A 26,365-nucleotide genomic window follows, 5' to 3' on the forward strand; every position below is an offset into this window, starting at 1 on the left:
CCCAGGGGATTTACCATGACCTCGCTGATGATCAAAGACCTCGCACACGCCGAAGAACTGTCCGCCAAGGCCCTTTCGGCTGTACGCGGCGGCAGCAACTACAACCTCGGAAACGTCAACGCTGCGTATGGCGGCGGTTTCGCCAGCCCAGCCATCGTGGTGGCGCCGGTCACCCAGGTTGACACATACACGAAGGTCGATATTCCCACCATCCAGAATTTTGGCGGCCTGCAGCTCGTCAAGGCATGAGTTAAAGGCACGGGAGAGTTGCACCGACGGGATACAGTCCGATCCTCCGGCGTATGCTCTCCGCGATGTTCACCGATGTTCACAAGCGGGAGGAGAGCTGCTCCGGCAGGACATGGAGCGTCGGTCGGTTCTGGCGTGCGAATAAAAATTTCCCGTAACAGGATTCGATTCAAATCTGAATCGATAGCTTCATAACAGGGGAGCACATGTCGAGGTCCAGGCGGTTGGTCCAATCAACGTAGTTCGCTCTCCTCCCGAACCATCCGGACTTGTCACCGAGGTTCGGATTCAAAAGTCCTGCCCGGCCACGCCTCCGGCGGGCTTTTTTTACGGCTCTCGAGGCTCGCGTACGTGCAGTCACAATGTTGGATCAAAAAGACGAAGTGCACCGGTACCGGGATTGTGTCGATATCGTCACCTGACTGCGTCGTCAGTCTCAATCCGTACATGCTTTTTAAACTAGCGCGGTTGCGCGAACCGCCGTCCCGTAACACAGTACCTCTGTGATTCCTTTTGCTATTTCGGTTGCGTCATAGCGCATACCGATGATGCCGTTTGCCCCCAGGTCAGCAGCTTGCGCAAGCATGCGTTCGTATGCGTCTTGCCGCGTTCGCTCACACAGCGACGTGTACAGCGAGATGTCTCCGCCGAATATCGTCTGCAGGGATGCTCCCAGCGCCCCGACGATGGATCGAGATCGAACGACGATCCCACGAGCGACTCCAAAGGAGCGCTCTATCCTGTGACCCGGAAGCTCAAACGTCGTCGCGACCATATGTCTTTCTATCATCGTCTTCTCAATGTTGAGTTTTTGTCTCCGACGGACGGACCGCGGACCGGAGCTGCGCTCAGTTCATGGACCCACATCCCTGTGATTGGATCGGTCACCGCTGGTACGTGATCCGGAACGCATTGTGACACGGCCCGTCTCGGGTCCAGGAGACTGTGACGGCGATACGTACTACCCTGGCTATCCAATCACCAACGAGCTAATTGAGCTTGATCACGGAAGAGACGTTCCCTTGTCGGCCGAGGTTCCCATGTCGGCCGGGCTCCCGTAGACTGATCTCCGATATTCACACCCCCTTCCTTCGAGGATTCAGGATGCGCCTCACCCTACGGCGAGCTTTCGCTTCTGTGATTTTGCTTGTCACTACTCAGACTGTCCTCGCGCAGACGTCCAAATCGGTGCAGCTGGAGGACCTCACCTGGACCGAGCTGCGCGATCAGATTCATGCGGGCAAGACCACCATCCTCATTCCCATCGGCGGCACCGAGCAAAGCGGGCCCGACGTTGCGCTCGGCAAGCACAACGCGCGGGTGAAGGTGCTGTCCCAGCGTATTGCAGAGGGCCTGGGCAACGCGCTCGTCGCGCCAGTCATTGCCTATGTGCCTGAGGGAGGCTACGCACCGCCGACCTCGCACATGCGTTTTCCCGGCACGATCACGGTGCCCGACGACGTGTTCGAAAAGACGCTGGAATCCGCCGCCAACAGCTTCAAGGTCCACGGCTTCAGGAACATCGTCTTTCTCGGCGATCACGGCGGCTATCAGAACGACATCAAGCGGGCGGTAGCCCAGCTCGACAAGGCATGGGCGGGCTCTGGCGCGCGGGCATTCGTGCCGCCCGAGTATTACGGCGCCAGCTCCGACGGATACGCACAAATCCTGCGCCAGCACGGCTACCGCGACGACGAGATAGGCACTCACGCAGGACTCGCGGATACGTCGCTGTTGCTGGCGGTCGCGCCCCAGATGGTGCGGCTCGAGCGCCTGCGAAGCGGTCCGAAACTCGGGGCCGCCGATGGTATCTACGGGGGCGATCCGCGTCGCTCGAGCGTCGAACTCGGTCAGCTGGGCATCGATGCGATCGTGTCGCAGACAATCGACGGCATCAGGAAAGAAATCGCCGGCCGCTGACGGGTTCGCCGGCGTCCAACCTTTGTTTTCAATTACCCACTTGATAACGGAAGTCGAAATGCGTTCGTGTTCCAGTCGTTTGTCACGCCTCGCCTCGTCAATCGGTGCTGCGTTGGCCGGCCTATGCATGGCCGGCGCCGTGTCCGCCTCGCCGGCAGTTGCCACGGTAGCCGGCATGCCGCCCGTGATGAATGCCAGCAATCTCTATAGCGAAGCTGGCACCGGCCGCCTCAGTCCAGCGGTGTCAGGCGCCTTGCCACGAGTCTATGTGCCCAATCTGCGTTCGAACGATGTCTATGTGATCGATCCGGCGACGTTCAAGGTGGTCGACCGGTTTCACGTCGGCTTCAGCCCGCAGCACGTCGTCCCTGCGTGGGATCTGCAGACGCTGTGGGTGGCCAACAATGCGGAAGGTCGAACCGATGGCAGCCTGACGCCGATCGATCCGAAGACCGGAAAACCCGGCAAGGAAGTCATGGTCGATGATCCCTACAACATGTACTTCACTCCGGACGGCAAGGAAGCGATCGTGGTGGCAGAGGCACACGCACGGCTGGATTTTCGCGATCCGCATACGATGACGCTGAAGTCGAGCCTTTCCGTACCGGAGTGCAAGGGTATCAATCACGCTGATTTTTCGATTGACGGCAAGTACGCGCTGTTTACCTGCGAATTCGGCGGGAAGCTGGCGAAGATCGATCTCGTCGACCGCAAGGTCGTGGGCTACCTTCAACTCGACAAAAAGGGCATGCCGCAGGATATTCGCGTCTCGCCGGACGGCAAGGTGTTCTATGTCGCCGACATGATGGCCGACGGCGTTTTCATGGTCGACGGCGACAGCTTCACCAAGATCGGTTTCGTTAAGACCGGCGTCGGTACCCACGGCCTGTACCCGAGCCGGGATGGCACCAGACTATACGTCGCTAATCGAGGTTCCAATCTGGTCCACGGAGTTCGCCACGGCAAGGGCAGCGTGTCGGTCATCGACTTCGCCACGCGCAAGGTCGTCGCGAACTGGCCGATTCCGGGTGGCGGCAGTCCCGATATGGGCAACGTCAGCGCGGATGGCAAGATGTTGTGGCTGTCCGGCCGGTTCGACGACGTGGTCTACGCGATCGACACGACGACCGGCGCAGTCAAGTCCATTCCGGTTGGCATGGAACCACACGGACTCACTGTCTGGCCGCAGCCCGGGCGTTATTCGCTAGGCCACACCGGGAATATGCGCTGAACTGTGCCTGTGCAGGCAGTGACAGGCGCGCGGCGGGCGGCGGGGGGCGAACTCGGTCCTTCGTCGAACTTCCGAGTTCTCCTGGCCATTACGCGACCCTGTCCGTACCCCCACGACTGGTATCGCAAATCTCGTCGAGCACAAGCTGCGGCGCTATCAGACAGTCGTTAGCGCCGCAGTCGCTCGCGAAACCAATGCGTTACAAAGTGACAGCCACTTCCGAACGTGCTTCTACAAAGATTTCTACATCCCCAGCTTCGAGTTCAATGCGTCCTCCCTGCAATCGCTTGCCTGACAAGGCACTTACGCACTCGCGATGGTTGAGCGTGATTCGTTTCGATTCCTTTGAAAGATTCATTACGAACAGAAGCCTTGTGGCCTCAGAGCTTCTTACGGCGAGTTCTACTCCCTCGGGTAGATCTGGCTCGTAATCGAGACCCACATCTACCGCAATCCGACCGAGCAAAACCTTATAAGCCTCATCATCGAGCACTGTTCCGATGTAATACACAGTGCCGTTGCCGGCAACATTCCTCGTGACGGCAGCGCGGCCAGCAAAGTATTCGCTTGAATAAGTTGCTATCGTCTCCGCTGTGATCGGTGAAAGGATGTCACACCATTGACTACACTTGAATAGCGCACCACCTTCGAACTCAATTCTTTGCACGTCCGTTCCAACTGGATCGTACTCGTCTACGAACACGCCAGCGAGCTCCGTCAACAAGTTCGGCAAGCGGTCTGGCAAGCACACGTTGTTGGTGTTCTTGACACCGGAGCGCGTTGTCAAGATAAGCGTACCGCCGTTGTCCACATACTGGCGCAGCCTGGCCGCCACGGCTTCGTCAATAAGGTAGAGCATCGGGGCGATGACAAGCTTGTAGCGTTGGAAGTCGTCCCGCCAGTTAAGCACGTCCGTGCCGATGCCGATTCGCAAGAGTGCCGAGTGCAGGCGTTTGAAGTTGTCGAGGTAATCGAACCCGTCCGACTGCGGCTGAATCTGGAAGGCGTTGAGTTGCTCGTGCGAAAAGAGCATCGCTACATCGTGATTTAATGTCGTGCCCTCCAGCAGTGGAGCGAGTTTCGTTGCCTCCCGGCTGAAACGCACGAACTCGTCGAAACGGCGACCAGGCACACCGTGATGGTCCAGTAGACCGTGCCAGAACTGCTCTGCACCGATCCGGGCCGAACGCCATCGGAATTGCACCACCGCATCGGCACCACGAGATACGCTTTGCCATGCGTAAGCTCGAATCATTCCGGGAAACGGCGTGCGTGACATCGGGTACCAACATCCCGGCGTCCCACTCAATTGCTCCATCACCCAGAAGTTTTGCCGCTTCAGTCCACGCGTCAGGTCAAGTGTCAGAGCCCCGTGATACATCCGGGACTTCGAGTTGTCGATCAGGTCTGTGGCCGGATAGTAGTCAACTGACGCGAAGTCCATGCTGTCGAACATGTCGTAGTAGTCGGCCGTGACGGGGTAGCCCCACAGATTGTGGGTCACGAACTTGCCGGGACTGTTCTCGCGTATAAGGGCAGCCTGGAAACGATTGAAGTCGGCAACGGAATCGGAGGAGAACCGCCGGAAATCCAGTAGGAACGACGGATTAAGATGTGGCGACCCGCCAAGTGGTGTATTGACCTGCGTCCAGTCGCTATATTCACCGCTCCAGACAACCGTTCCCCACTCACGGTTCAAATTCTCCAGCGTTCCATATTTGCTTTGGAGCCAGGTACGAAAGAGCCGCGTGCAATTCTCACAATGGCAATCGTTTGCCGCGAGTTCGTTATCCGTTTGCCAACCCATGACAGCCGGATGCGTGCTGTAATGCCGCGTCAGTCGGTCGATGATTCGTTCGCCATACTTGCGCAATGAAGGACTGTTGTAGCAGCGATGAAGGCGCACGCCCGCGTAATGGGCGTGACCTTTGTTGTCGACCGGAAGAACGTCCCGATAATTGTGCGTGAGCCACACTGGCGGCGTAGCGGTGGGCGTGCCGAGCACAACACCGATGCCGTGACGTGCAAGGACTGCAATGGCCTGGTCAAGCCAGGCGAAATCGAAAGCGCCTTCGGTAGGCTCAAGCCTTGACCACGCAAACTCCGCGAGGCGAACGATAGTAATGCCAGCGTCCTGCATCTGCTGCGCATCCCGCTCCCACAGCGCGACGTCCCAATGCTCGGGGTAGTAGTCGACTCCCACCTTCATGGAATTGTTCCTTTATGGATGTTATGGGCGCAGGGCGCCCTGCAAGCCCATCGCTCGCATTGAACATGGAATGAACGGCTTGATTAGCCCTTGGTGGCGCCGAAGGTCAGACCGGCAACGAAGTGCTTCTGCATGACAAAGAACAGAACGACCGACGGGAGGGCGGCAAGTAGCGAGCCGGCGGAAACGAGGTTCCAGGCTGTGGTCCACTGCCCTTTGAGCGCAGCGACACCCACTGTGACAGGTGCCGCATCATCACCCTGCGTAAGGCATAGCGCCCAGAAGTAGTCGTTCCACACGAATGTGAAAACAAGAATCGCTAGCGCAGCGAGCGCTGGCGCAATAAGCGGCAGGATGATTTTGTAGAATAGTTGCCATTCATTTGCTCCTTCGATACGCGCAGCCTCGATAAGCTCATAGGGCAGTTCCTTGATGAAATTTCGCAGAAATAGCGTGCAGAATCCGGTCTGAAACGACACGTGAAAGAGAATCAGCCCCTCAAGAGTGTTGAACAATCCCAGTTGCAAGGTCAGCTGGCGCACAGGAATCATCAAGACTTGAATGGGAACAAAGTTACCCGCCACAAATACGCCAAGAATCGCGTGGTTCGCTTTGAACGGATAGGTTGCGAGGGCGAACCCCGCCATCGCCGCCAAAGCGATGGAGCCCAGCACCGATGGCACGGTAATGAGGCAACTATTCAGAAAGTAGTGAAGCATCGGGGAGTCGACGAGGACTGTCCTGTAGTTCTCGAAGAGGGCGAATCCCTCAGGCCAACCCCAATAATTTCCTTTCATGAGTTCGCTTGACGAGCGAACGGACGTCACTAGAACTGCTATCAACGGGAGTAGCCAGATGATAAGTGCGAGTGGTAACGAAGCCTTGTAGACAGTCCGTCCAACTGGACTCCATCTGCTAACGGGAGTTGGATACATAGATAATCGTCCTTCGTTACCGTTCCGCGTGAAGGAGGCGGCGCAGCTGATACACGATGAAAACCAGCATGATGAGAAACAAGACAACAGCAATGGCCGCCGAGTAACCGAATCGGAAGTACTTGATAGCCTGGTCGTACATGAAATACGCAAGCACAGTCGAGCTATCGAATGGACCACCGCCGGTCATAACAGCAATGAGGTCGAAGCTACGCAGCGCGCCGATAATGGTCAGTACGACGGATAAGAAGGTAGCCGGCCTCAATTGAGGCAGGACGACGTGCCACAAAAGAGACCAGCCTGTGGCCCCCTCCATGCGACCTGCCTCAATAATTTCGGGGTTGATGCTTGTGAGGTTGGTCAGGTAGAGCAACATGCAGAACGGAATCTGTGGCCAGAGTGCTGCCGCGATGATTCCGAACGTAGCGTAGTGTTCGTCACCGAGAATGGGTATTCCGTGCCCAACGAACACTTTCAGGAGACCAAAGGCCGGGTCATAGAACCAGCTGAAGACAAGGCCAACCACCACGCCGGACAGCACGAATGGCGAGAAGAACAACGACTTGACCAGCCGCATGCCTCTAACGTTTTGGTTCAGATATAGAGCGAAAATCAGTCCTAGAGGCGATGCGAGCAGAAAGAGCACAAGCCACAACAAGTTGTTTTTCAGTGCGACATAGAACGTGTCGGTATGAAAGAGCTCCTTGTAATTCGCAAACCCCACAAAAACCTTGTCGCTCATGCCGTCCCAGTTATAAAAACTGAGTACGACGCTGCTGATGATCGGGTAAATCACATAAATGCAAAACATCGCGCAAGCGGGCAGCAAGAACAGGATGGCTGCCCGCTTGCGCCTGCTTGCCAGAGGTGTAGACCGCCCCCCCGTCGACGCGCGGCGAATGCGAGAGGGCTGGTCTGTGGGTAAACTTTTTTGCACTGACGTTCTCGTCTCTGCGGTGGCCATGGCACGCCTCGCACCGTCACGACTTGTTATAAATGCGCTTGCGCGTCGTTTCGAGTTGTCCAAGAATCTCGTCGAGCCTGGATGGATCGCTGATGAACCGCTGCATGCCCTTCATGCCCTCGTCGGCCATTTCCTTGGTCATGTCACGGTCATAAAATTGCGCCACACCGCCTGTGGTCTTCGAGAGAATCTGGAAGCCGATTTTTGCAATCGGGTCCTCAGGCATCGCGGCCTGATTGTTGGCCGGAAGCGTACCTACGCCCTTCGCGAGTTCCCCGTCGATATCCGGTCGGCCAATGGACGCAAGAAATTTACGGGCGTCAATCTTGTTCGCAGCCCGCTTGGGAATATTGAGGCACTCGGCAGAGCCGTCCTCTGCAGGGGCAATTTTGGGGTCGACCGTGGGAAACCGGAAAAAACCGGTCTGTGTCTTCGTCGCCGGGGGCAAACCGGGCGACAGGAATGTGCCCATTAACATCATCGCGCCCTGGCCTTGAATATAGAGCGGCTGTACGGAGTCCAGACTGTACGACAGCGGATTGTCGATGAAGTATTTATTATCGATGAGCGTTTTCCACGCCAGATAGACCTTTTTCACGCGGGCGTCGGTGTACGGAATGTCGCCGTTCATGAGTTGCATGTGGAAGTCGTAACCGTTCATGCGGAGGTCGAGATAATCAAACCACGCTGCCAGCGTCCACGAGTCGCGCCCACCCACTGCAATCGGAGCAATGCCCGCCGCTTTGAGCTTACGACACGCCTCAAGAAACTCGTCCCAGGTGGCCGGTTCGCCTTTGATGCCAACCTTGTCAAACAGGTCTTTCCTGTAGAAGAGTCCCCACGCAAAATACTGCGTAGGCATCGCATATTGCTTGCCCTCGTACGAGGACGCAGTCTTGAGTGACGCGAACTGCGTGTTCCAGCCGTTCTTTTGCCAATCCGCAGACAGGTCTTCGAGCAAACCACGGCGTGCGTAGTAGGCCATGCGCTCGCCTTCATGCCAATTGATCACGTCGGGTGCGACCGATGTCAGCCAACCAGGAAGCTGCACCTTGTACGACTCTTCCTCGACGAACGCGACTTTCGCAGTCACATCCGGGTTGGCCTTTTCGAATCCCTGAATCAGCCGCTCCCATACCGCGCGCTGCTCGGCGCCTTTGAAAGCGATATTCAACTGAAGAGTCCCCGCATCGACCACACTCGCGAAAGAGAGGGCCGCACCCAAGGCTGAGAGCACAAGCAGTCGTTTCATCGATGTCTCCGGATGTCGTTTTATTGAAGTTTCGGCACTGCGCGGCCGTCGGCGGTGAACATGTGGCAAGAATGGGACCTGAAGGCCAGTGCGACGCGAGCGCCGGTCAGGTGGTTCGCGTCACCTGGTTGCTTTGCAATGATTGTCGTTCCACCGGGGTCATCGGCGTGCAGATAGCTGTGTTCGCCAAGTCGTTCGACCAAGGCGACGTTGCGCCACAAAACTTGCGTTTCCTCGTGAGGTTCAGCAGACATTGCAGCGTCGTGAACCGCGGCGTTCTCGATATGTTCAGGTCGGATTCCAATCGACACTGATTGTCCGATCCCCAGGGATAAACCATCGACCTTCGCCACCACTACGTCGTCGGACTTCATCAATTTCACTGTGACACCTTCGGAGCCCACGGATACGACGGACGCGGATAGAAAGTTCATCTTCGGGCTACCAATGAATTCGGCAACGAATCGGCTGTCTGGACGGTGATAAAGTTCCAACGGTGAACCGACCTGCGCGATGCTGCCGAAGCGCTCAGCATCTTGCCCTGCACGCAACAGGACAATCTTGTCTCCGAGCGTCATGGCTTCTACCTGGTCGTGAGTAACGTACACAGTACTGGCTCGAGCGAATTGACGATGGAGCCGCGCGATCTCGACGCGTGTCTGGCCCCGAAGCATTGCGTCGAGGTTCGAGAGCGGTTCATCAAACAGAAACACTCCCGGCTCGCGCACGATAGCTCTACCGATGGCGACGCGTTGGCGTTGGCCGCCGGAGAGCGCCGCTGGCTTTCTATTGAGCAGAGCATCCAGTTGCAATATCTTCGCCGCCTGGTTGACCTTTTGCGTGATTTCGCCCGAGGGCAGACCGGCCAACTTCAGGCCGAACCCCATGTTCTGTTCGACGGTCATGTGGGGAAACAAGGCGTAGCTTTGAAAGACCATCGCTACCCCTCGTTTAGCAGGGGGTACGGCGCTCACGAGCTTCCCACCAATGTGCACGTCACCAGACGTCGCGTCTTCGAGTCCAGCAATGATGCGCAGCAGCGTCGACTTCCCGCAGCCAGATGGCCCCAGGAAAACACAGAACTCGTTTTCCCCGATATCGAGATCGATTCCGCGTAGTACAGGCGAGTGCGCTCCATACGCCTTGGTCACGCCTTTCAGTGTGATGGCTGCCATGTCTCCGTCCAGCTTGATTTAACGTTACACCAACGGGTTTTAAAAAAAGGCCGCGAAGCCTGACCGGGAGCAACTGTCCTTGTATTTGCGATGGACTCTACGCCCGTTTCCCAGCAGGTGCAAGAGCTTTTTCATGGGCAATATGATTGACAACGCCGTGTCGCGTCGATTGAATGATGCTAAAAAATCCTGTTGCGGCTTCGCCGACGAGTGTTCTTACTATGAGCAGCAAACAATTCACCCCTGCCGCGACGATCAAGGACGTAGCTGAACACGCTGGCGTCTCGGTCATGACCGTCTCGAATGTGTTGCGCGGTCGGGGACGCGTGAGTGAAGAGACGCGGAAGCGAGTTCTCGAAGTGGTAGAGCGCCAAGGCTACCGGCCGAACCTTACGGCTCGCGCACTCGTGGAACGCAAGGCGCCGACTCTTGCGTTGATGCTCAGTTGCATCACCAACCCGTTCTATCCGGAATTCACGCTCGCGGCGAATCTGTCAGCGTTAAAGCACCAGCGCCATCTGCTCGTCTGCAACACAGATCATGAGCCAGACCGTGGTACGCGTTTCCTGGAACAAGTCGCCGGCTCTCTTTCCGATGGGGTTCTGGTAGCGAACTACGCCGATCTACCGATTGACGAGCTACGCAGGCTGCAGCGTCGAGGCGTGCCGGTGGTCATATCTGTGTGGGAACTGCCAGACGAACCTCCTGGGATCCCGTGCGTGACGTTCGATTCGAAGGGCGCAGCCAAACTCGCCGTACAGCACCTGGTTGAATATGGACATCGGCGCATTGGGGCTATCATTGGCAGCCCGAAAAATGGAATCCACCGAGCTCGATATGGTGGGTTTCGAGAGGTCATGCGGGAAGCCAAAATTCGACATTTAGCGGCGGACGAGCGATTCACAGGAGACTCATTCGAAGACGGTTACGAAGCTGCAAAGCATTTGCTTTCGGCCCGTCCCGACCTGACAGCGCTCTTTGTCTCTAACGACCTTCCGGCGCTTGGTGTGTTGAACGCTGCATCGGACCTTGGATACTCGGTGCCCGACGATTTATCCATTGTGAGCATCACCGATATTATCCCCGCACGCCAATCGCGCCCGGGCCTGACCACTGTCGCGATACCAACGACCGAACTGGCCGAGCAGGGGATAGGCCTTCTCATCGAACTCATGGCCGGGCGGGCGAACGAGTCGACGGTCATCCACACTTCGCCTCCGAAGCTTATCGTTCGAGGATCCACAGCTCGACCGACGATATCCACTTGAAGCTCTGAGCGGTTCCGACGCGGCTTGGACGATGAATTGGCACGTCTGCTTTGTTTCGACACTAACGGCCGGCTTCAGTGAGCGCCTTCGTTCGGATCGCGGATTGTCCAGCATCTTTGTCCTCGATCTTCTGCGTACGGCAACCCATGAGCGTAAATCTATATTCACAGCCTCTCAAGTTCGGCGCGCCTGCGCCGAAATATTACTGGAGCGCCTGTGCGAAGCCGGTCTGGAAGTGAACCGCCACGTAGTTGAGCACTTAGTAGAGGATTGCCAATTGTCTTATGAATACGCTTGATGGTCCGCTGTTATCTTCAGACGAATTTGAATGGTGAGGCGCTGATTCTCTTAGTTGGAACCGCACACAGGATTTGCGCGTTCCTGGTGCAATGACCTGCAATGGAAAAGGTCCTTCGACTTCACAGGATGGCAGAATGAAATTCAGCAACATGAGACTTGGCACCAAACTGATCAGCGCTTTTGTGTTGGTGTGCTTGATCAGCGCAGTTGTCAGTGGGATCGGAATCCGCAATATGGGCAAGATCAACGACGAGGGCGACAAAGTCTACCAGTTCGATCTGATCGGACTATCACTGACCCAAAAGGCGAATATCGATCTGCTGGAGGCTGGCCGCTCGCTGAGAAACGCCATTCTGGCCTCCACGGCCGAGCAGCGAGCCGGGTTTCTGGACAGAAGCGAGCAAAACCTGGCGCGGGCGCGTGAGACGCTCGACAAAGCCAGACCGCTTTTCCGCAGCGAGCAAGGTAAAGCTATCTTTCTCGATCTCGATCGGAACTGGCAAGACTATGTCCATGCTTTCAAGGATATGGAAGCGAAAACCCGTGCTGCCTCGTTGCAGGATCGAGGGGAACTCACCGAACACCTGTTCGGCGATTTCCGCCAGAAGGTCAATAACGTTGACGAGCTCATGAACACGCTAGTCAGCAAGAAGCAGGAGAATGCGAAGGAAGCTGCCGAAACCAACCAGGAGTTGTACCGGGAAAGCCGCAATCTTATGATCGCCCTGGCAATCTTCTCTACCGTGGCCGGAATCGGAATCGGCATTTGGCTCACGCGTAGTCTGACGCGGCAACTCGGGACGGAGCCAGTGATAGCCGCCGACCTTGCAAAAAGCGTCGCGGCAGGCGATCTCAGCGTGAACATCGACCTGCGGCCTGGCGACACGAGTAGCCTGATGGCCTCGCTGAAGAACATGCGCGACAGTTTGTTGCGGGTTGTGTCGGATGTACGCCAGAACGCCGACGGTGTGGCTACCGCAAGCGCACAAATCGCTCAGGGTAATCTCGATCTGTCGAGTCGCACCGAGGAGCAAGCGAGCGCGCTGGAAGAAACTGCCGCTTCAATGGAGCAACTCACGGCTACAGTCAGACAAAATGCGGAAAATGCCAAGGTGGCCAACGAACTATCGCGCAGCGCGAGTACGATCGCCGTCAAAGGCGGAGAGGTTGTCGATGAGGTCGTCGAAACTATGGCTGGTATCAACGACAGCTCGAAGAAGATTGCCGAGATTATCAGCGTGATCGACGGTATCGCGTTTCAGACCAATATCCTGGCGCTGAACGCTGCCGTGGAAGCGGCGCGTGCCGGTGACCAGGGTCGTGGTTTCGCTGTGGTTGCTGCGGAGGTGCGCAACCTGGCACAGCGCAGCGCCGCCGCGGCGAAAGAAATCAAGACGCTGATCTCAACCAGCGTCGAACGTGTAAACCAGGGCACTGCCCTGGTAAATCAAGCTGGCACGACGATGGCCGATATCGTCAGCTCGATCAAACGTGTGACCGATATCGTTGGTGAGATCAGTGTGGCCAGCAACGAGCAGAGCGTCGGTGTGGGGCAAGTGGGTGAGGCTGTGAGCCAGATGGACCAGGTTACGCAACAGAACGCTGCGTTGGTAGAAGAGAGTGCTGCGGCTGCAGAAAGCCTGAAGTCCCAAGCCCAGCAATTGGTGCAAGCCGTGGCAGTGTTCAAACTTTCGGACGGCTCCGCGTCTGCGATTGGTAGCCTGAAAGCACCGGCCAGAATGGCTGCCAAAGTACTTCGCGGTACGAATCGGCACGAAAGTCTGGGTGCCCCTGCAATCCAAGGTCAGCACTGAGCGGTTTCTGTGCAGTGGGACTGAGCAGGATGGCGCGGGCAGCGCGCGAAGCGAGCCTATCAAGGTTCGACAACCGAAGTGCCTGAACAACATGATTGAACAGGACCATCGGGTGGTCAAGCGCGTCGTACGTCCAATGCTGGGATTCAAGGACTTTCGCTGCGCTCGCATCATCATGGGCGGCATCGAGATCATGTGCATGGTCGCGAAAGGCCAGATGAAGGAGAAGGGAGGATCTCCGGTATCGAGTTGATGCATCGCACTCGCAAAGGCCAGTTCGATCACGGCAACGTGCGTGTCAAGGATACTACTGCGTCCGCTGTCTGGATGGGGGGTGCTTTCAGCTTGTTGAGGTGGCGAACAATCGCGCCGGCGCCGCCACGTCGAGGTGTCCGTCCGAGGCAACGACGTGGGAGAACCACTGGCGCGCATAAGGCAGCACCAGTGGCACCACAGGCCAATGATTGGTTACATCTGGAAGGCCAGCACCCCGCCGTTTGTAAAGTTGTTCGCGGCGCAGGTCGCGCATCCTGCCGGCTTGTCGGCCGCGGAGTACGGCATGAAGATGAGACCAGACACAGGGTCAACCGCCACCGAATGGGTGTTGTTTCCCGTTGCCACTCGAGCGACCACCGCGCGCGCTGTCGCATCGATAACGGTCAGGACCGGCGTACAGGGAGCCGCAGCCGAGCAGCCTGCGGAGCCGACCGAGTTACCCGTCGCCGTCCAGCGATAGCTAGCGTTATAGTAGCGATTGGACTTTGCATCATATTGGATTTCATCTCCTCCGCCAGCATTGAGAGACGCCACCAATGCACCTGACGAGCGATTCACGATCTGTACGAGGAGTGGAGCCCCCGCCGTCGCCTCGCGGCAGCCTACCGCAGCGTCGGTACCCGGTCCGAGTGCAAGCCCGGTGGGATCGCAATTGCCGAGAGGGTACGCGGCAGCGCCGGCGAGGTCAGTGTAATTGACCGTTGCACCGCGGGGAATCGCTCGGACCGAGGCCGCGGGAACCTTGATGAGTTCACCATGCGGATTGGCGGTACTTCCGTCGTTGTTGACGAAGAATGTGTCGCTTGCGGCGTCATATCGGCACTGTTCAAGACCTGCCGACGGCGCTCCTCCCGCGTCCGAGAAGGTGACCTTAGCCAAAATCGTCTGCGTCTGCGTGTCAATGAACGTCGCGAATGGCGTTGCTTCCTCCGGACTCGAGATCATGTAAACATTGTGGACCGAGTCCAGACATCCTTCGTCTGCCCGGACGCCACCCGTGCTCACGGTGATGCTCTTGACGACTGTGTTTGTCGCCGGATCGGCAATCTTCACCGAATTCACATCGCCAACGTACAGAAGGTTGCCCACGGCGTTGATTCCATCAGGTCCGGACAGCGCTGGCCTCGCACCTGCACCTGCAAAGGCCAACGCCCCGCTCCCCTTGATCTGGGCAACGAGTTTCTGGCTCGCGATGTCGATCGCATCCACCGCCGCGTTATTGCGGTCCGTAAAGAAGAAGCGCCCCCCGCTGATATCGCCCAGGTCAAACGAAAAGTTAACGCCTGGACCCACGCCGGGTATTGCGATGTCTGCGACGACATGCGGCACTCCTGAAGAATTGACGCTGCCTCCGCAAGCGGTCAGAAGTGACGCACTCAGCACGGTAATACCTAACATTCGCTGCAACTTCATTTTCGTCTCCAAACGTTCTACTGGTTATGGGAATAAAGCGTGGCAATACGACCTTCGGCTAGTGAAGCCTCACTACTCAACCAGGTCTATTTACGAGCTTGACGACAAATGACCTCACCGTTGATGACACTAGCAGTCAGATCCTCAGAAGTACGGTAGAAGTACGTATTGCATGTCGCAATCACTCGTGCCTTCAAAATGCTCCATAAAACCTTACGTTTCGCCGCAATCAAACGGATCACTTGCGTCCTGCCGGCGACCGGGTCCTGCGGCCAGCGATTGATGCAAAGCTGATGCCAGGTTCGGCCGTTCGCCAGTGGGTTGATTACAAAGGCATCGTTGAACGGCGAGGCGCGTGCGCGTCCGAATTTCCAGAAAATCGTGCAATGGACTGTCTGGATTTTCGGACTTGCGTTGTTCGCGCGTCGCAGGCGTCGCCGGGCTGGTCCGATAAGACCGCCCGTTAGCGCGACCGTCGACTTGTCGTGGCGGGCCGACGACCGCTCCAGCCGACAACGCGGCAATGTGATTGACGCGACACACGGTTTCGGCGCATCGGGCCTAAAATTAAAAATAGCGCCGGCCCCTTTGCGTGGGACCTGCCGCCTTGCCCCCTTCCATCGACGGCTGTCAGCCATGAACACTCACGATGCGCGTTTCGTTCGCCCGGTGCTGGCTGCACTCTGCGTGGCTCCGCTCGCAACGCTAGTCGCGTGCGGCGGCAGCTTCTGCGTCGGCTTTGACAGCTGTGGCGGCGGCAACGGGTTGCAAAACGTCGCAATATCCGGCACGGTCGCCACCGGCAAGGCGCTCGCCAGCGCGACGGTCAGCTTCAATTGCGCACGGAGTTCGGGCTCCACCCTGTCAGACGGCGGTGGACACTACAGCATCACGTTCAACGCCACGCTTCCCTGCATCCTCACCGTGACCTCCGGCGGCTCGACCCTGCATTCGCTGGCATTTGCCGGTGGCACCTTCAATACGACGCCCGAGACCGAGCTGATGCTCGTCTACCTCGCTTCACAACTTGGCACGAGCGAGACCCGTCTGATTGCGGACTTCCCGAGCAACTCACAGTTCCAGCAGGTGCTGGTCAACCAGACCGATGTGCTGGCTGCGCAATCGGCAGTCGTCACGAATCTGCAGCAGCGCTATGGGGTCACGCTGACGGCACCGGCGTTTCTGACGACGCCGTTTATCGTCGGGCAAGGGGGCGTCGACAGCGATCTCGGCGCGCTGGCGACAGCAGGCGCGATCGACACCAATGGCATGCCCGATCCGGCCGCCGTCTCGCTGCTGTCAGCGGCGGGTCTCGCTCACCCGATCACAATGACGTCCACACCTTCATCCGGCACTGGCGGCACAGGCAGCGCCACCGGCGGCATGATGTGAGCAGAAGATTCAATCTGAACCACGCCTGATTTGAAACTCAATAATTTTTTGCAAGAAGAGCAATGATGCTTCCAGGCTTGCCACAGACATCTGATCTGATTTGACCTGACGTTCGAGTGTCCGTGCGAGCGCTCAGGCTGCCGCGACGGCGTCGATTCGCAACGCTTCCCCTCCGGCTGCGATCGCGAGCAAGCGGTCGACGTTCGGGTGCGCACCCGGACGGTTGCGCGCGTCGGCCGTGTGCTCGGCGAACACCGCGAGGCCGTGCTCGGCCGCCTTGGCGTCCAGCGCGCCGAATACCTGCCGCAAGTAGTGGTACACCGCCAGTGAGCCCTGCTTGCCCGGCTTGTTCTCGATGCTTGCAACCACGGCGCCCTTGCCGTCGACCAGGTCGATACGCTCGATCCCGTCGATGGCCGGCAGTTGGGCGAGGTTATCCTTGAATGCGTTGCTCGGTTGAATCACTGAAAACACTCCTTCTGTTCTGAAAAATGCGAGGCGGGCGGTATCTTATCCGATAGGGTGTGCGATGGGTCCGTGCCAAACGAGTCCGGCCTTGCCGAGCCGACGATGAAGATTTCCATGGACACTCGTTCAGCGATGCCAGAACGCGCACGGCCAATCAGGCAGCGCCGCCATAACGACAATCCCGAAGAACAACGTTTCCGATGGGAAAAATCCGTCGATGCTCCACACGAACGAGCGTGCCTCACGCAGCGACGCGCGTGAGTATCGCGGAAGCCGCTCGCACAGCGCCACCTGATCATTCCGCGCCACTTAGTGCAAGGCTCAGCCGCCATTCAGCCAGCACGTGAACCATCGGAAGATCCGCCTTGCAGCTGCCAGCAGTCACCCGCCCAGGCCCTTCCAGGCTCCCCCATTCCTCCAAATGTTATGATCGGAAACACCAAACGCCTCCCAAAGCGCGCATTTGACCCCACACCCCATGGATACGCATCTCACCAAACCGCCTGAGCAATCCACCACGGACCTCGGCCGGCGCGTGCGCGCTGCACGCCAGGCGCAGGATCTGACGCTGGAAACCGCCAGCCGCCTGTGCGGCGTCTCCCGCTCGACGCTCTCAAAGGTCGAAAACGGCCTGATGTCCCCCACTTTCGACGTCTTACAGAAAATCGTCCTCGGTCTGAAGATCGAAATCGGCGAACTGTTTGGCTCCACGCCGAAAGTCAATGCCAGCGGGCGCCGCGCGCTGACCCGCAAAGACGCGGGCCAGCGTCACGCGTACCGCGGCTATCAGATGGAATTGCTCGCCACCGACCTCGCGCACAAAGCGATGCTGCCGTTCCGTATCCGCATCTCCGCGCACACGCTCGACGCGTTCGACGACTGGGGCCGCCATGAAGGCGAAGAATTCCTGTACGTGATCAGCGGCAGCGTGTGCCTCTATTCCGAGTTGTACGCACCCACGCATCTGAACGCCGGCGACAGCCTCTACTTCGACAGCCGCACCGGCCACGCCGCGGTCTCCACCAGCGAAGAAGACGCCGAAGTGTTGTGGATGGCGACCAGCGCCGACATCCCGCAAGCACCGCCCGCCGCCGACTCGCCGAAGAAGTAACGCAAGCGCATCAGCGGCGCAAACCAGCCTTGGCGCCTGTTAGCGCGCCGCCGGCCAACGCCCTCTGTGCCAGCTGCGCGATATGCAGCGCGTGACGTCCGGTGCCTTGTTCAATCTGTTCGCGGCAACTGAAACCGTTGGTCAGCACGATCGTTTCCTTCGGCGCGCCACGCACGAAAGGAAACAGTTTGTCTTCGCCGATCTTCTCCGAGAGCGCGTGATGTTCGGCGTTAAAGCCGAACGATCCCGCCATGCCGCAACATCCGGTATCGAGCAACGTCCATCTGACGCCGAGCTTCGTCAGCAACGCGGTATCGCCTTGCATGCCGAACAGCGCCTTCTGATGGCAATGCCCGTGCACGACCACATCTGCTTCCAGCATCGGCCAATCGAACGGTTGGCGAGCGACGAAATCGGAGAAGAGAAAAGTTTGCGCCGACAGCTGTTTGGCCAGAGCATGATCTGGCAGCTGCTTCAGCAGTTCGTCCTTGAACACCGATAAGCAGCCGGGTTCGAGTCCGACCAGCGGCACGCCGGCAGCGATGTCATCGGCGAGGTCGTCGAGAATGTTCGTCAGTAACTCGCGCGCGCGTTCAAGCAAGCCGAAGTCATACAAAGGACGGCCGCAACACAAACGGTCCTTCGGCAGCACCACGTGCCAGCCCATTTGCGTCAGTACGTCGGCGGCAGCTTGCGCGATGTCGGGCGTGAAATGATCGTTGAACGTATCGACCCACAGAAGGACTTTCTTCGTTTCGCCGCGACCGCGAGTGGCACGTTCAGTCTGCTGCGAGCGCCGCGCAATCTGCCGATACGTTCGCGTCGCAAACTTCGGCAAATCGCGCGCTTGCGCCACACCCGCGACCCACTTGCCCACCGAAGACAAACCCGGCGCCGACGTCATGAAGTTCGTCAAACGCGGAAAGCGCGCCGCCCACGGCGCCCATTCGCCGATCCGTCCCATGAACAACGCCTGCCGCGGGCGGCGGTTCGTCTCATAGTAATGCGAGAGAAATTCCGCCTTGTACGAAGCCATATCCGTATGCGTCGGGCAATCGGATTTGCAGCCCTTGCACGCGAGGCACGTATCGAGCGCCTCTTTCACTTCGCGACTTTGCCAGCCGTCCGCGATCACGTCGCCTTGCAGCATTTCCCAGAACAGATGCGCGCGGCCACGTGTCGAATATTTCTCTTCACGCGTCGCGCGATAGCTCGGGCACATCGTGCCGCCTTCTAACGAACGGCACTTGCCCATGCCGATACAGCGCTCGATCGCGCGTTGGAAACCGTCGCCTTCCGGGCTGGCAAATGTCAGCTTCGTTTGCAGGCTCACCGGTTTGTAGGCTGGACCCACGCGCAGGTTTTCATCGGCGCGATAGGCGTGCACGACCTTGCCGGGATTCAATCGATTGGCCGGATCCCAGATCGCCTTGAACTGCTCCATCGCCTGCATCAGTTCGGGGCCGTACATGATCGGCAGAAACTCGGCCTTGGCCTGGCCGTCACCGTGTTCGCCCGACAACGAGCCGCCGAACTCGACCACCAGCTCCGCCGCTTCGCGCAGAAACTTGCGCCACGTCGCGACGCCTGCCGCGCTGCGCAAGTCGAAGGTCATGCGCGCGTGCACGCAGCCGTCGCCGAAATGGCCGTACAGGCTCGTCTCGTAGCCATAGCGATCCACCAGGGCCTGGAACGCGCGCAGATAATCGCCGAGGCGCAAGGGATCGATCGCCGCGTCTTCCCAGCCGACCACCGGATCAGGCGTGCGTGGATCGATCGACAATGCCACCGCCGATGCCCCCGTTTCGCGGATCGACCATACCTTCGCCTGCAACGCACGGTCTTCGACGAGCATCGCCGAGACGTTCGGTCCTGCCTCGCCGGATGCGAAATAGGCGGCCGCCGCTTGCGCCTCGCGCACCGCATCCTCCTGCGTGTCCGCGCCGAATTCAAGCACGACCCAAGCGTCGCCTTCCGGCAGCAACGCGATCTCGTCCTTCTTCAAACCGCGCGCTTGCAATCCGCGAATGATCGCGCGGTCGAGTCCCTCGATCGCGATCGGCGCAAAGCGCATGAAATGCGGCACGGCATCCGCGGCGGTGTAGATGTCGGTGAAGCCGACCACGACGATCACGCGTTTCGCCGGACTCTTCACGAGCCTCACTTTCGCCTGCAAGGTCACCGCGCAAGTGCCCTCGGTACCGACCAGCGCACGCGCGACGTTGAAGCCGTTTTCCGGCAGCAGTTGATCGAGGTTGAAGCCCGACACGCGCCGCTTGATCTGCGGAAATTTCGCGCGAATCAGATCGGCATAGGTGTCGCGCAATTGTTTGAGGGCGGCGTAGATTTCGCCCTGCCGACCGCCGGCTGCGATGACGCGCGCGAGTTCGTCGTCCGAAGTGGGGCCGACCCAGAAACGCGCGCCGTCGAAGGTCGCGATTTCCAGCGCCTCGACGTTTTCGACCGTCTTGCCGGCCATCACCGAATGCGCGCCGCACGAGTTGTTGGCGATCATGCCTCCAAGCGTGCAGCGGCTGTGCGTGGCCGGATCGGGTGCGAACGTGAGGCCGTGCTGTTCGGCGGCGGCGCGCAAGGTGTCGCAAACCACGCCCGGTTCGACGATAGCCACGCGTGCCGCCGGATCCACTGACACCACGCGATTCACGTATTTGCTCGCGTCGGCGACCACGGCGACATTCACGCATTGGCCGTTTTGCGAAGTGCCGCCGCCGCGCGGGAGGAACGGCACGTCGTTGCGGCGGCATGCGGCGAGCGTTTCCAGCAGATCGTCGACATCCGCAGGCACGACGACGGCGAGCGGAACCTGCCGATAATTCGACGCATCCGACGCATACAACGCTTTCGAGCCCTGATCGAAGCGTACTTCGCCACGCACGCTGCGGCGCAGATCGGCTTCGAGCGCCTGCATCACGGCGGCGGTGCCTTCGAAAGGCCGCGCGACCGGCGCAGCGCGACGCTGTGCATCGCCTATCGCGTTCACACTCGCGCCCGGCTCTTCATCGATTGATGTTCCCACCGCGTCTCTCATGTCCCGTGCCCAACGCTCGCCCTGCACTCACGCAGCCTGGCTAGCAGTCATCTTGAAGATGCCCTGCGCGTTGCCCGCGTCGAAACGCAGGTCCGTTTCCCAGCGGCGTGCGTCCTGATCGAAGGTGCGCTTACGCGTGATGAACTCGTAGAACGAGCCCGGCACGTCGCGCGTCACGGTGCTGCCATCGGCCGCACGGAATTCTCGCCTCACGATGTCCGCGCGGTACGCGGTCTGAAACACGCGGCCCGAGCGCGAACGCTCGACTTCCGGCTTCATCGGACGACCCTTCGCCTTTTCGTCGTCTGAGAGTTTGAACACGTCCGCGACGCGGTCGGTGGCGTGATTGAACGCATTGCCCTCGGTCGCGATCCATGCCATTTCCGCCGATTCCTTCAACAATACGTCGTAATCGGCTTCGCGGGGCGTCTCGTGCTGCCGCGCAAACGCACCGACGATCACCGGCAGCAACGCATGGGCCGCGTCGAGCGGCAACACGCCTTCGCGTTCGAGCTCCCACAACTGGCCGACGGCTTGCGGCGTCAACGGATCGCGCGACGCGCCGATCACGTTCGTCACCGCCTGCTGGAATTCCGCCGAAAAACGCTCAGGGTGCAATTCGCTGACGAAGAACTGCGCGATCTCGTCAGGCGCGTCGTCGTGGGTCCACGCGCGGCCGGTCATGCCGAGACGGTCGAGCGGATAACGGCCGTTGATGCTAAAGCCAAGCGGACGGAGAATGCGCGCGAACGCGGCTTCGCCCGGCGGCAGCGCGCCGCTGTGCGGCCAGCGCACCGTGCGCAGCGCGCCGTGGTCGAAGTACACGCTGCCGCCGGCGGCGATCGTCTCCTCCGTGTATTGGCGCCCGTTCGCGGAACGCGCCAGCAGGTCTTCGAACAACGCCATATTCATCGCTTGGGCGAGTTCGGCGCGCGTCACGACGCCGTCTTCCCATTCGTTCAATACCTGCGGATGGTTCAACGTGGCGAACAGCGTCGCCGTCCTGTGGGCGCCGAGCAGTTCCAGCAGCAGTTGTTCGACATTCGCATTCTTGATGTTTCGCATATCGGTTTTCCAGGTGGCGCTTTGAGGCGTGCATTCACGCGCTTAAGGGGACCTGCCGGCGCAGCTTCAAGACGCAAGCGCGGCATGTTTCGAGCGAGATTATTCAAATTCGGCGGCATCGCGTAAAGCGAGATAAAATCGCCACTTGATGCGTTTTTGGAATCAACGTGCGAAAGTTCAAGATCCCCAACATGGGCGCGCTGCTCGCTTTCGAGGCCGCCGCGCGGCACGAAAGCTTCACGCATGCGGCGCGTGAGTTGTTCCTCACCGAAAGCGCGGTGTCCCGGCAAATCAATACGCTGGAGAGCAATCTCGGCGTGCGGCTGTTCGTGCGCGTCAAACAGCGCGTCGTGCTGACGAAGGCGGGCAAGGTCTATAGCGCGCAGGTGCGGCGCTCGCTGGAACAACTCGACCGCGACACACTGTCGATCATCGCGCACGGCAGCGGCGGCGGTTATCTGGAACTGGCGGTGCTGCCGACGTTCGCGTCGCAATGGCTGATTCCGCGGCTGGCGGCATTCAACGCGCAGTATCCCGACGTGCGGGTCAACATGGGCGTGCGCACCGGCACCTTCCCTTTCGCGGACACGCATTTCGAAGCGGCGATTCACTACGGCAAACCGACATGGCCAGGCACATCGGCGGATTTTCTGTTTCGCGAAGAAGTGGTGCCGGTGTGCGCGGCGAGTCTGCTGACGCGGCCGGTCGAGTCAGCCGCCGATCTGCTCGACTACCCGCTGCTGCACTCCACCACCCGGCCCGACGGCTGGGCGTCGTGGTTCGCCAACCTGGGCGTGGAAGACAACCGGACCATGCAAGGGGTCCGTTATGAACTGCACACCATGCTGATCAGCGCCGCCGCGGCCGGCCTCGGCATCGCGCTGGTGCCGCGTTTTTTCGTCGACGCGCAACTCGAACAGCTTGGACTCGTCATACCGCTCGACGCACCGGCGGTCGCGGACTCGGCGTATTACCTCGTCTATCCGACCGAGTTGAGCCACGGCAAGCCGCTCGCCAGCTTCCGCGAGTGGCTGCTGCAAGAAGCGCTCACCTACAGCGCGGTGAATCCCGAACTGGCCGGCCAGAGCGCTGCCGACACCGATAGCGATTAGGCGTCAGTTGCCTGGCGCGCCTGCGCCAACGCGCTCAGATTGCCTTCACCGAAACCGTGGTGGCCTTGCCGCTGCACGATCTCGAAGAAAATTTCCCCCGCGCGACGCCGCACAAAAGTCTGGAAAAACAGCAGCGGCACGCCGTCGAGGCCGATCTCGCCGTCCACTAGAACGTGCGTGCGCCTGAGCCGTTCGACGTCGAGCCCATGGCCCGGCAGGCGCGCATCCAGTTGCTCGTAGTAACGCGGCGGCGGCTCGACGAATTCGACGCCGTTCGCCACCAATTGCTCGATGCACGCGAAGATATCGTCGGTGGCGAGCGCGATGTGCTGCACACCTTCGCCCGGATGATCCGGCAGATACTCGTGCATCAGATTCGTGCGGCGCGTGCCTTCTTCATACAACGGAATGCGGATCGCTCCGCACGGCGACACCATCACGCGCGATTCCGCCGACACATGCCAGTTCGCGTGCAGCTCGTGAATCTCGCGGAAATTCAGCAGATCGCGATAGAAGTCGAGCCATTCCTGCATCCGGCCCGCGCCGACCGTTTGCGTCAGATGATCGACCGCAACAAGGCCAGTGCCCACATGGCTCAGGTCGGCGTGCGCGGTGTCGATCTCGATCGGCCGGAAGTCGATGTCGAAGATCGAGATGTCGCCGAGGCCGCCGCGCTGGCCGCCACGGCCGCGCCAACGGTCGACGAAATAAATGTGCGAATCGCCAATGCCCTGGATCGCGGGAATCAGCAGTTCGCCCGCGCCGATCCTCTCGCCTTCGAACGCCCATGCGCCGAGTTCGATCGCGCGGTCGAACGCGCGCTGCGCGTCGGCCACACGGATGCCGATCGCGCAGATGCCCACGCCGTATTCTTCGGCGTAGCGCGCGGCGAACGAGTCCGGCTCGGCGTTGAGCAGAAAATGCATCTCGCCCTGGCGATACAGCGTGACGTCCTTGCTGATATGGCGCGCAATCGCCTTGAAGCCGAGTTGCGTGAACGTCTCGCTGAGCACCTGCGGCTCGCGCGCGGCGAACTCCACGAAGTCGAGGCCGGCGGTGCCGAGCGGATTGTGCTCAGGAACCGACACGGCGCGCAGCGCGGCCTCCGGGGTGGGCAAGTCGCTGGGCATGGCATTCTCCTTGTACAGTCTTTCGACGCTTTTGCAGATGTCCGGTGCGGGCCGTCATACGCGCGCAACGCGGCAGTGCGTTCGTGGTGTGCCGCGACGACGCGGTCAGTGACGGCTTTCGCACCGTGTTTGTACACCGTGTAGCAGGGCGTTCGCAACCTGCATTTTGTACTGAATGGTTCAGCCGGAATCGCGCCGGAACCACGCCACGACCATCAGGGGGCGTTTCAGCGCGTCGTGCGGCTGCGCCTGGGCGCACGCTTTCCGCCGGACTGATCCGCAGCGGCGCTCATCCGCTGACGCGCGACCTCGCGCACCGCGTCGATCAGCGCCCGGCCCACCGGCGACGGCTGCGTATCCGAACGCCGGATCAACCCGACCGGCTCGTCGGTGCCGGCAAACGGCAATGGCAAACGCACCAGCATACCGCGCGCCAGTTCGTATTCGACCGCGCTCAGCGGCACGAACCAGACCGCGTCGTTCTCGAGCGTCAACGCGCGCCCCGTGGACACCGACAGCACCTCGACATACGCCGACAACGGCGGCACGCCCCACGCGCTCAACAGGCTCTCAGCCGATTGCCGGATCAGCGTGCCGAACGGCGGCAGCACCACCGGAAAATCTTCCAGCGAAGTGGCCGGCAAGCCGGAACCCGTTGCCAGCGGATGCCCGGCGCGTACGACGGCGATCAGCGGCTCGCTGAAGAGCTGCTCGAAACTGAGCCCAACCATACGCTCCGGATCCGCCAGACGTCCAATCGCAAATTCGATCGCGCCAGCTTTCAGACGCTCCAGCAATTCAGGGTTGGAGCCGGTCGCGAGACGCACGATCGCGCGCGGCCACTGCACGGCGAAGAGCTTGAGCACAGGCGGCATCAGCGCAGCCGCGACAGTCGGCAGGACGCCGATTTCCAGCGTGGCCGCGGCGGCGCCTTCCGCCCGCGCGAGCAAGTCGACGCCCTGCCGCAATGCGCTGACGCAAGCGCTCGCATGCGGCATGAAGAGCTGCCCCTCGCGAGTCGTGACAGCGCCGTGACGGCCGCGCTCGAACAGTTTCACGCCGAGTATCGCTTCCAGTTCGGCGACCGTCTTGGAGACCGCGGGCTGCGTGATCGACAAACTTTCGGCCGCCCGCTGCACGCCGCCGAACTGCGCGACGGCCAGAAAGCACTGGAGATGACGGAATTTGACGCGGCTATCCGCGAGGCTGCGTTGCATAACGAAAGGTTATACGAAAAGAGCGAAAACGTCATTTTGCATAACTTCTCAGGTTGGATAAAGTCGCTCCATACGCTGTATCCCACAATTCCCCGAAGGAGACACTGATGGACGAGTCTGTTCTCACCGCCCGCGATTTCGCGTCCCACCCGCCATACATCTATCCCGGCTACGGTTCATCGGTCAAACGCGGCCCGACGCGCCCACTGATTCCGCTGAAGGAAAAGCTGCGCGATCAACGCGTGCCCGTCTACGGCACAGAAGACCTCGGCGCGCTCGATAACGATCTGACGCGCAATGCCGTGCGCAACGGCGAACCGCTCGGCGAGCGCATCATCGTGACGGGGCGCGTGCTCGACGAAGGCGGCCGTCCGGTGCGCAACACGCTGGTCGAGATCTGGCAAGCCAATGCCGCCGGCCGCTACGTGCACAAGAACGATCAGCACGACGCGCCGCTCGATCCCAACTTTCTTGGCGCAGGCCGCTGCGTGACCGACAACGACGGCCGCTATCGCTTTCTGACGATCAAACCAGGCGCATATCCGTGGGGCAATCACCCGAACGCATGGCGTCCGAACCATATTCACTTCTCGCTGTTCGGCGATCATTTCGGCTCGCGCCTCGTCACGCAGATGTACTTCCCCGGCGACCCGCTGCTTGCCTTCGACCCGATCTTCCAGGGCACGCCCGAGCATGCACGTGACCGGCTGATCGCGAACTTTTCGCTCGATACGACGCAAGAGGCCTATGCGCTCGGCTACGATTTCGACATCGTGCTGCGCGGCCGCAATGAAACTCCGATGGAGCGCTAAGCC

General features: G+C 59.8%; 22 protein-coding genes and 1 pseudogene. 10 read left to right on the forward strand and 13 right to left on the reverse strand.

All coding sequences use genetic code 11. The features are described from left to right. The first annotated feature begins 15 nt into the window (after positions 1-15). Positions 16-249 carry a hypothetical protein gene (locus tag AC3WLT_RS28185; RefSeq protein ID WP_492595002.1) on the forward strand — a complete coding sequence of 78 codons (234 nt, stop codon included), beginning with the start codon at positions 16-18 and terminating at the stop codon, positions 247-249. Between the two features lie 454 nt (positions 250-703). On the opposite strand, the gene AC3WLT_RS28190 is transcribed toward AC3WLT_RS28185, so the two are convergent. Beyond that, positions 704-1,039 (reverse strand): YbjQ family protein, encoded by a 336-nt coding sequence (locus AC3WLT_RS28190; RefSeq protein WP_492594950.1) that lies wholly within the window; start codon positions 1,037-1,039, stop codon positions 704-706. Between the two features lie 314 nt (positions 1,040-1,353). Between AC3WLT_RS28190 and AC3WLT_RS28195 the strand changes: the two genes are divergently transcribed. Further along, on the forward strand, positions 1,354-2,169 hold the full coding sequence (locus tag AC3WLT_RS28195; RefSeq protein WP_492594951.1) for a creatininase family protein: 816 nt from the start codon (positions 1,354-1,356) through the stop codon (positions 2,167-2,169). A gap of 58 nt (positions 2,170-2,227) precedes the next feature. Beyond that, entirely contained in the window at positions 2,228-3,400 is a 1,173-nt protein-coding gene (locus tag AC3WLT_RS28200) for a YVTN family beta-propeller repeat protein (RefSeq protein ID WP_492594952.1), read from the forward strand. A 199-nt stretch (positions 3,401-3,599) separates the two neighbouring features. On the opposite strand, the gene AC3WLT_RS28205 is transcribed toward AC3WLT_RS28200, so the two are convergent. The 5 genes from AC3WLT_RS28205 to AC3WLT_RS28225 form a co-directional block, all read right to left on the reverse strand. Continuing rightward, positions 3,600-5,609 carry a beta-galactosidase gene (locus AC3WLT_RS28205; RefSeq protein ID WP_492594953.1) on the reverse strand — a complete coding sequence of 670 codons (2,010 nt, stop codon included), beginning with the start codon at positions 5,607-5,609 and terminating at the stop codon, positions 3,600-3,602. 83 nt (positions 5,610-5,692) lie between these two features. Further along, entirely contained in the window at positions 5,693-6,544 is an 852-nt protein-coding gene (locus AC3WLT_RS28210) for a carbohydrate ABC transporter permease (RefSeq protein ID WP_492594954.1), read from the reverse strand. A gap of 16 nt (positions 6,545-6,560) precedes the next feature. Continuing rightward, positions 6,561-7,508 (reverse strand): carbohydrate ABC transporter permease, encoded by a 948-nt coding sequence (locus AC3WLT_RS28215; protein ID WP_492594955.1) that lies wholly within the window; start codon positions 7,506-7,508, stop codon positions 6,561-6,563. Between the two features lie 16 nt (positions 7,509-7,524). Beyond that, positions 7,525-8,760, reverse strand: coding sequence for an ABC transporter substrate-binding protein (locus AC3WLT_RS28220; protein WP_492594956.1), 1,236 nt, complete (start codon positions 8,758-8,760; stop codon positions 7,525-7,527). A gap of 20 nt (positions 8,761-8,780) precedes the next feature. Then, positions 8,781-9,935 (reverse strand): ABC transporter ATP-binding protein, encoded by a 1,155-nt coding sequence (locus AC3WLT_RS28225; RefSeq protein ID WP_492594957.1) that lies wholly within the window; start codon positions 9,933-9,935, stop codon positions 8,781-8,783. A 221-nt stretch (positions 9,936-10,156) separates the two neighbouring features. Here AC3WLT_RS28225 and AC3WLT_RS28230 point away from each other — a divergent pair, with 221 nt between their 5' ends. The 3 genes and pseudogenes from AC3WLT_RS28230 to AC3WLT_RS28240 form a co-directional block, all read left to right on the forward strand. Further along, positions 10,157-11,203: a LacI family DNA-binding transcriptional regulator gene (locus AC3WLT_RS28230; RefSeq protein ID WP_492594958.1), complete on the forward strand. Its 1,047-nt coding sequence runs from the start codon at positions 10,157-10,159 to the stop codon at positions 11,201-11,203. Positions 11,204-11,637: 434 nt separating this feature from the next. Continuing rightward, positions 11,638-13,317 (forward strand): methyl-accepting chemotaxis protein, encoded by a 1,680-nt coding sequence (locus AC3WLT_RS28235; protein ID WP_492594959.1) that lies wholly within the window; start codon positions 11,638-11,640, stop codon positions 13,315-13,317. A gap of 46 nt (positions 13,318-13,363) precedes the next feature. Next, a pseudogene (locus AC3WLT_RS28240) lies at positions 13,364-13,570 on the forward strand (DDE-type integrase/transposase/recombinase); the annotation flags it as partial. Positions 13,571-13,785: 215 nt separating this feature from the next. Here AC3WLT_RS28240 and AC3WLT_RS28245 read toward each other — a convergent pair. Together AC3WLT_RS28245 and AC3WLT_RS28250 are read right to left on the reverse strand one after the other, a co-directional pair. Further along, positions 13,786-15,006 (reverse strand): YncE family protein, encoded by a 1,221-nt coding sequence (locus tag AC3WLT_RS28245; protein WP_492594960.1) that lies wholly within the window; start codon positions 15,004-15,006, stop codon positions 13,786-13,788. Positions 15,007-15,092: 86 nt separating this feature from the next. Continuing rightward, positions 15,093-15,644 carry a hypothetical protein gene (locus tag AC3WLT_RS28250; RefSeq protein ID WP_492594961.1) on the reverse strand — a complete coding sequence of 184 codons (552 nt, stop codon included), beginning with the start codon at positions 15,642-15,644 and terminating at the stop codon, positions 15,093-15,095. Here AC3WLT_RS28250 and AC3WLT_RS28255 point away from each other — a divergent pair. Beyond that, on the forward strand, positions 15,643-16,398 hold the full coding sequence (locus AC3WLT_RS28255; protein WP_492594962.1) for a hypothetical protein: 756 nt from the start codon (positions 15,643-15,645) through the stop codon (positions 16,396-16,398). The genes AC3WLT_RS28250 and AC3WLT_RS28255 overlap by 2 nt on opposite strands. 132 nt (positions 16,399-16,530) lie before the next feature. Here AC3WLT_RS28255 and AC3WLT_RS28260 read toward each other — a convergent pair whose 3' ends face one another. Then, complete coding sequence (locus AC3WLT_RS28260) at positions 16,531-16,863, reverse strand: DUF2322 family protein (RefSeq protein ID WP_492594963.1); 333 nt, start codon at positions 16,861-16,863, stop codon at positions 16,531-16,533. A gap of 481 nt (positions 16,864-17,344) precedes the next feature. Here AC3WLT_RS28260 and AC3WLT_RS28265 point away from each other — a divergent pair, with 481 nt between their 5' ends. Next, positions 17,345-17,977 carry a helix-turn-helix domain-containing protein gene (locus AC3WLT_RS28265; protein ID WP_492594964.1) on the forward strand — a complete coding sequence of 211 codons (633 nt, stop codon included), beginning with the start codon at positions 17,345-17,347 and terminating at the stop codon, positions 17,975-17,977. 10 nt (positions 17,978-17,987) lie between these two features. Here the strand turns inward: AC3WLT_RS28265 and AC3WLT_RS28270 are convergent, their stop codons facing one another. Together AC3WLT_RS28270 and AC3WLT_RS28275 are read right to left on the reverse strand one after the other, a co-directional pair. Continuing rightward, positions 17,988-21,014, reverse strand: a complete 3,027-nt coding sequence (locus AC3WLT_RS28270) for an FAD-binding and (Fe-S)-binding domain-containing protein (RefSeq protein WP_492594965.1) — start codon at positions 21,012-21,014, stop codon at positions 17,988-17,990. 39 nt (positions 21,015-21,053) lie between these two features. Further along, positions 21,054-22,091, reverse strand: coding sequence for a DUF1338 domain-containing protein (locus tag AC3WLT_RS28275; RefSeq protein WP_492594966.1), 1,038 nt, complete (start codon positions 22,089-22,091; stop codon positions 21,054-21,056). Between the two features lie 167 nt (positions 22,092-22,258). On the opposite strand from AC3WLT_RS28275, the gene AC3WLT_RS28280 reads away from it, so the two are divergent. Then, on the forward strand, positions 22,259-23,203 hold the full coding sequence (locus tag AC3WLT_RS28280) for a LysR substrate-binding domain-containing protein (protein ID WP_492594967.1): 945 nt from the start codon (positions 22,259-22,261) through the stop codon (positions 23,201-23,203). On the opposite strand, the gene AC3WLT_RS28285 is transcribed toward AC3WLT_RS28280, so the two are convergent. Next, the gene (locus AC3WLT_RS28285) at positions 23,200-24,333 is read right to left on the reverse strand and encodes a 4-hydroxyphenylpyruvate dioxygenase family protein (protein ID WP_492594968.1); all 1,134 of its coding nucleotides are present in this window, start codon (positions 24,331-24,333) and stop codon (positions 23,200-23,202) included. The genes AC3WLT_RS28280 and AC3WLT_RS28285 overlap by 4 nt on opposite strands. Positions 24,334-24,560: 227 nt before the next feature. Then, positions 24,561-25,550, reverse strand: coding sequence for a pca operon transcription factor PcaQ (gene pcaQ / locus AC3WLT_RS28290; RefSeq protein WP_492594969.1), 990 nt, complete (start codon positions 25,548-25,550; stop codon positions 24,561-24,563). Between the two features lie 107 nt (positions 25,551-25,657). Here pcaQ and pcaH point away from each other — a divergent pair, with 107 nt between their 5' ends. Beyond that, on the forward strand, positions 25,658-26,362 hold the full coding sequence (pcaH, locus tag AC3WLT_RS28295; protein WP_492594970.1) for a protocatechuate 3,4-dioxygenase subunit beta: 705 nt from the start codon (positions 25,658-25,660) through the stop codon (positions 26,360-26,362). The last annotated feature ends 3 nt before the right edge of the window (positions 26,363-26,365 follow it).

It is taken from the genome of Paraburkholderia sp. FW306-2-2C-D06C (assembly GCF_058781505.1).

Excerpts from the sequence above, each read along its gene's own strand:
- AC3WLT_RS28225 (WP_492594957.1), bottom strand. The coding sequence starts at position 9,935 with ATGGCAGCCATCACACTGAAAGGCGTGACCAAGGCGTATGGAGCGCAC.
- AC3WLT_RS28210 (WP_492594954.1), bottom strand. The coding sequence starts at position 6,544 with ATGTATCCAACTCCCGTTAGCAGATGGAGTCCAGTTGGACGGACTGTC.
- AC3WLT_RS28265 (WP_492594964.1), top strand. The coding sequence starts at position 17,345 with ATGGATACGCATCTCACCAAACCGCCTGAGCAATCCACCACGGACCTC.
- pcaQ (WP_492594969.1), bottom strand. The coding sequence starts at position 25,550 with ATGCAACGCAGCCTCGCGGATAGCCGCGTCAAATTCCGTCATCTCCAG.
- AC3WLT_RS28255 (WP_492594962.1), top strand. The coding sequence starts at position 15,643 with ATGAACACTCACGATGCGCGTTTCGTTCGCCCGGTGCTGGCTGCACTC.
- AC3WLT_RS28285 (WP_492594968.1), bottom strand. The coding sequence starts at position 24,333 with ATGCCCAGCGACTTGCCCACCCCGGAGGCCGCGCTGCGCGCCGTGTCG.
- AC3WLT_RS28235 (WP_492594959.1), top strand. The coding sequence starts at position 11,638 with ATGAAATTCAGCAACATGAGACTTGGCACCAAACTGATCAGCGCTTTT.
- AC3WLT_RS28200 (WP_492594952.1), top strand. The coding sequence starts at position 2,228 with ATGCGTTCGTGTTCCAGTCGTTTGTCACGCCTCGCCTCGTCAATCGGT.
- AC3WLT_RS28245 (WP_492594960.1), bottom strand. The coding sequence starts at position 15,006 with ATGAAGTTGCAGCGAATGTTAGGTATTACCGTGCTGAGTGCGTCACTT.
- AC3WLT_RS28185 (WP_492595002.1), top strand. The coding sequence starts at position 16 with ATGACCTCGCTGATGATCAAAGACCTCGCACACGCCGAAGAACTGTCC.
- AC3WLT_RS28205 (WP_492594953.1), bottom strand. The coding sequence starts at position 5,609 with ATGAAGGTGGGAGTCGACTACTACCCCGAGCATTGGGACGTCGCGCTG.
- pcaH (WP_492594970.1), top strand. The coding sequence starts at position 25,658 with ATGGACGAGTCTGTTCTCACCGCCCGCGATTTCGCGTCCCACCCGCCA.
- AC3WLT_RS28190 (WP_492594950.1), bottom strand. The coding sequence starts at position 1,039 with ATGATAGAAAGACATATGGTCGCGACGACGTTTGAGCTTCCGGGTCAC.
- AC3WLT_RS28195 (WP_492594951.1), top strand. The coding sequence starts at position 1,354 with ATGCGCCTCACCCTACGGCGAGCTTTCGCTTCTGTGATTTTGCTTGTC.
- AC3WLT_RS28215 (WP_492594955.1), bottom strand. The coding sequence starts at position 7,508 with ATGGCCACCGCAGAGACGAGAACGTCAGTGCAAAAAAGTTTACCCACA.
- AC3WLT_RS28220 (WP_492594956.1), bottom strand. The coding sequence starts at position 8,760 with ATGAAACGACTGCTTGTGCTCTCAGCCTTGGGTGCGGCCCTCTCTTTC.
- AC3WLT_RS28250 (WP_492594961.1), bottom strand. The coding sequence starts at position 15,644 with ATGGCTGACAGCCGTCGATGGAAGGGGGCAAGGCGGCAGGTCCCACGC.
- AC3WLT_RS28275 (WP_492594966.1), bottom strand. The coding sequence starts at position 22,091 with ATGCGAAACATCAAGAATGCGAATGTCGAACAACTGCTGCTGGAACTG.
- AC3WLT_RS28230 (WP_492594958.1), top strand. The coding sequence starts at position 10,157 with ATGAGCAGCAAACAATTCACCCCTGCCGCGACGATCAAGGACGTAGCT.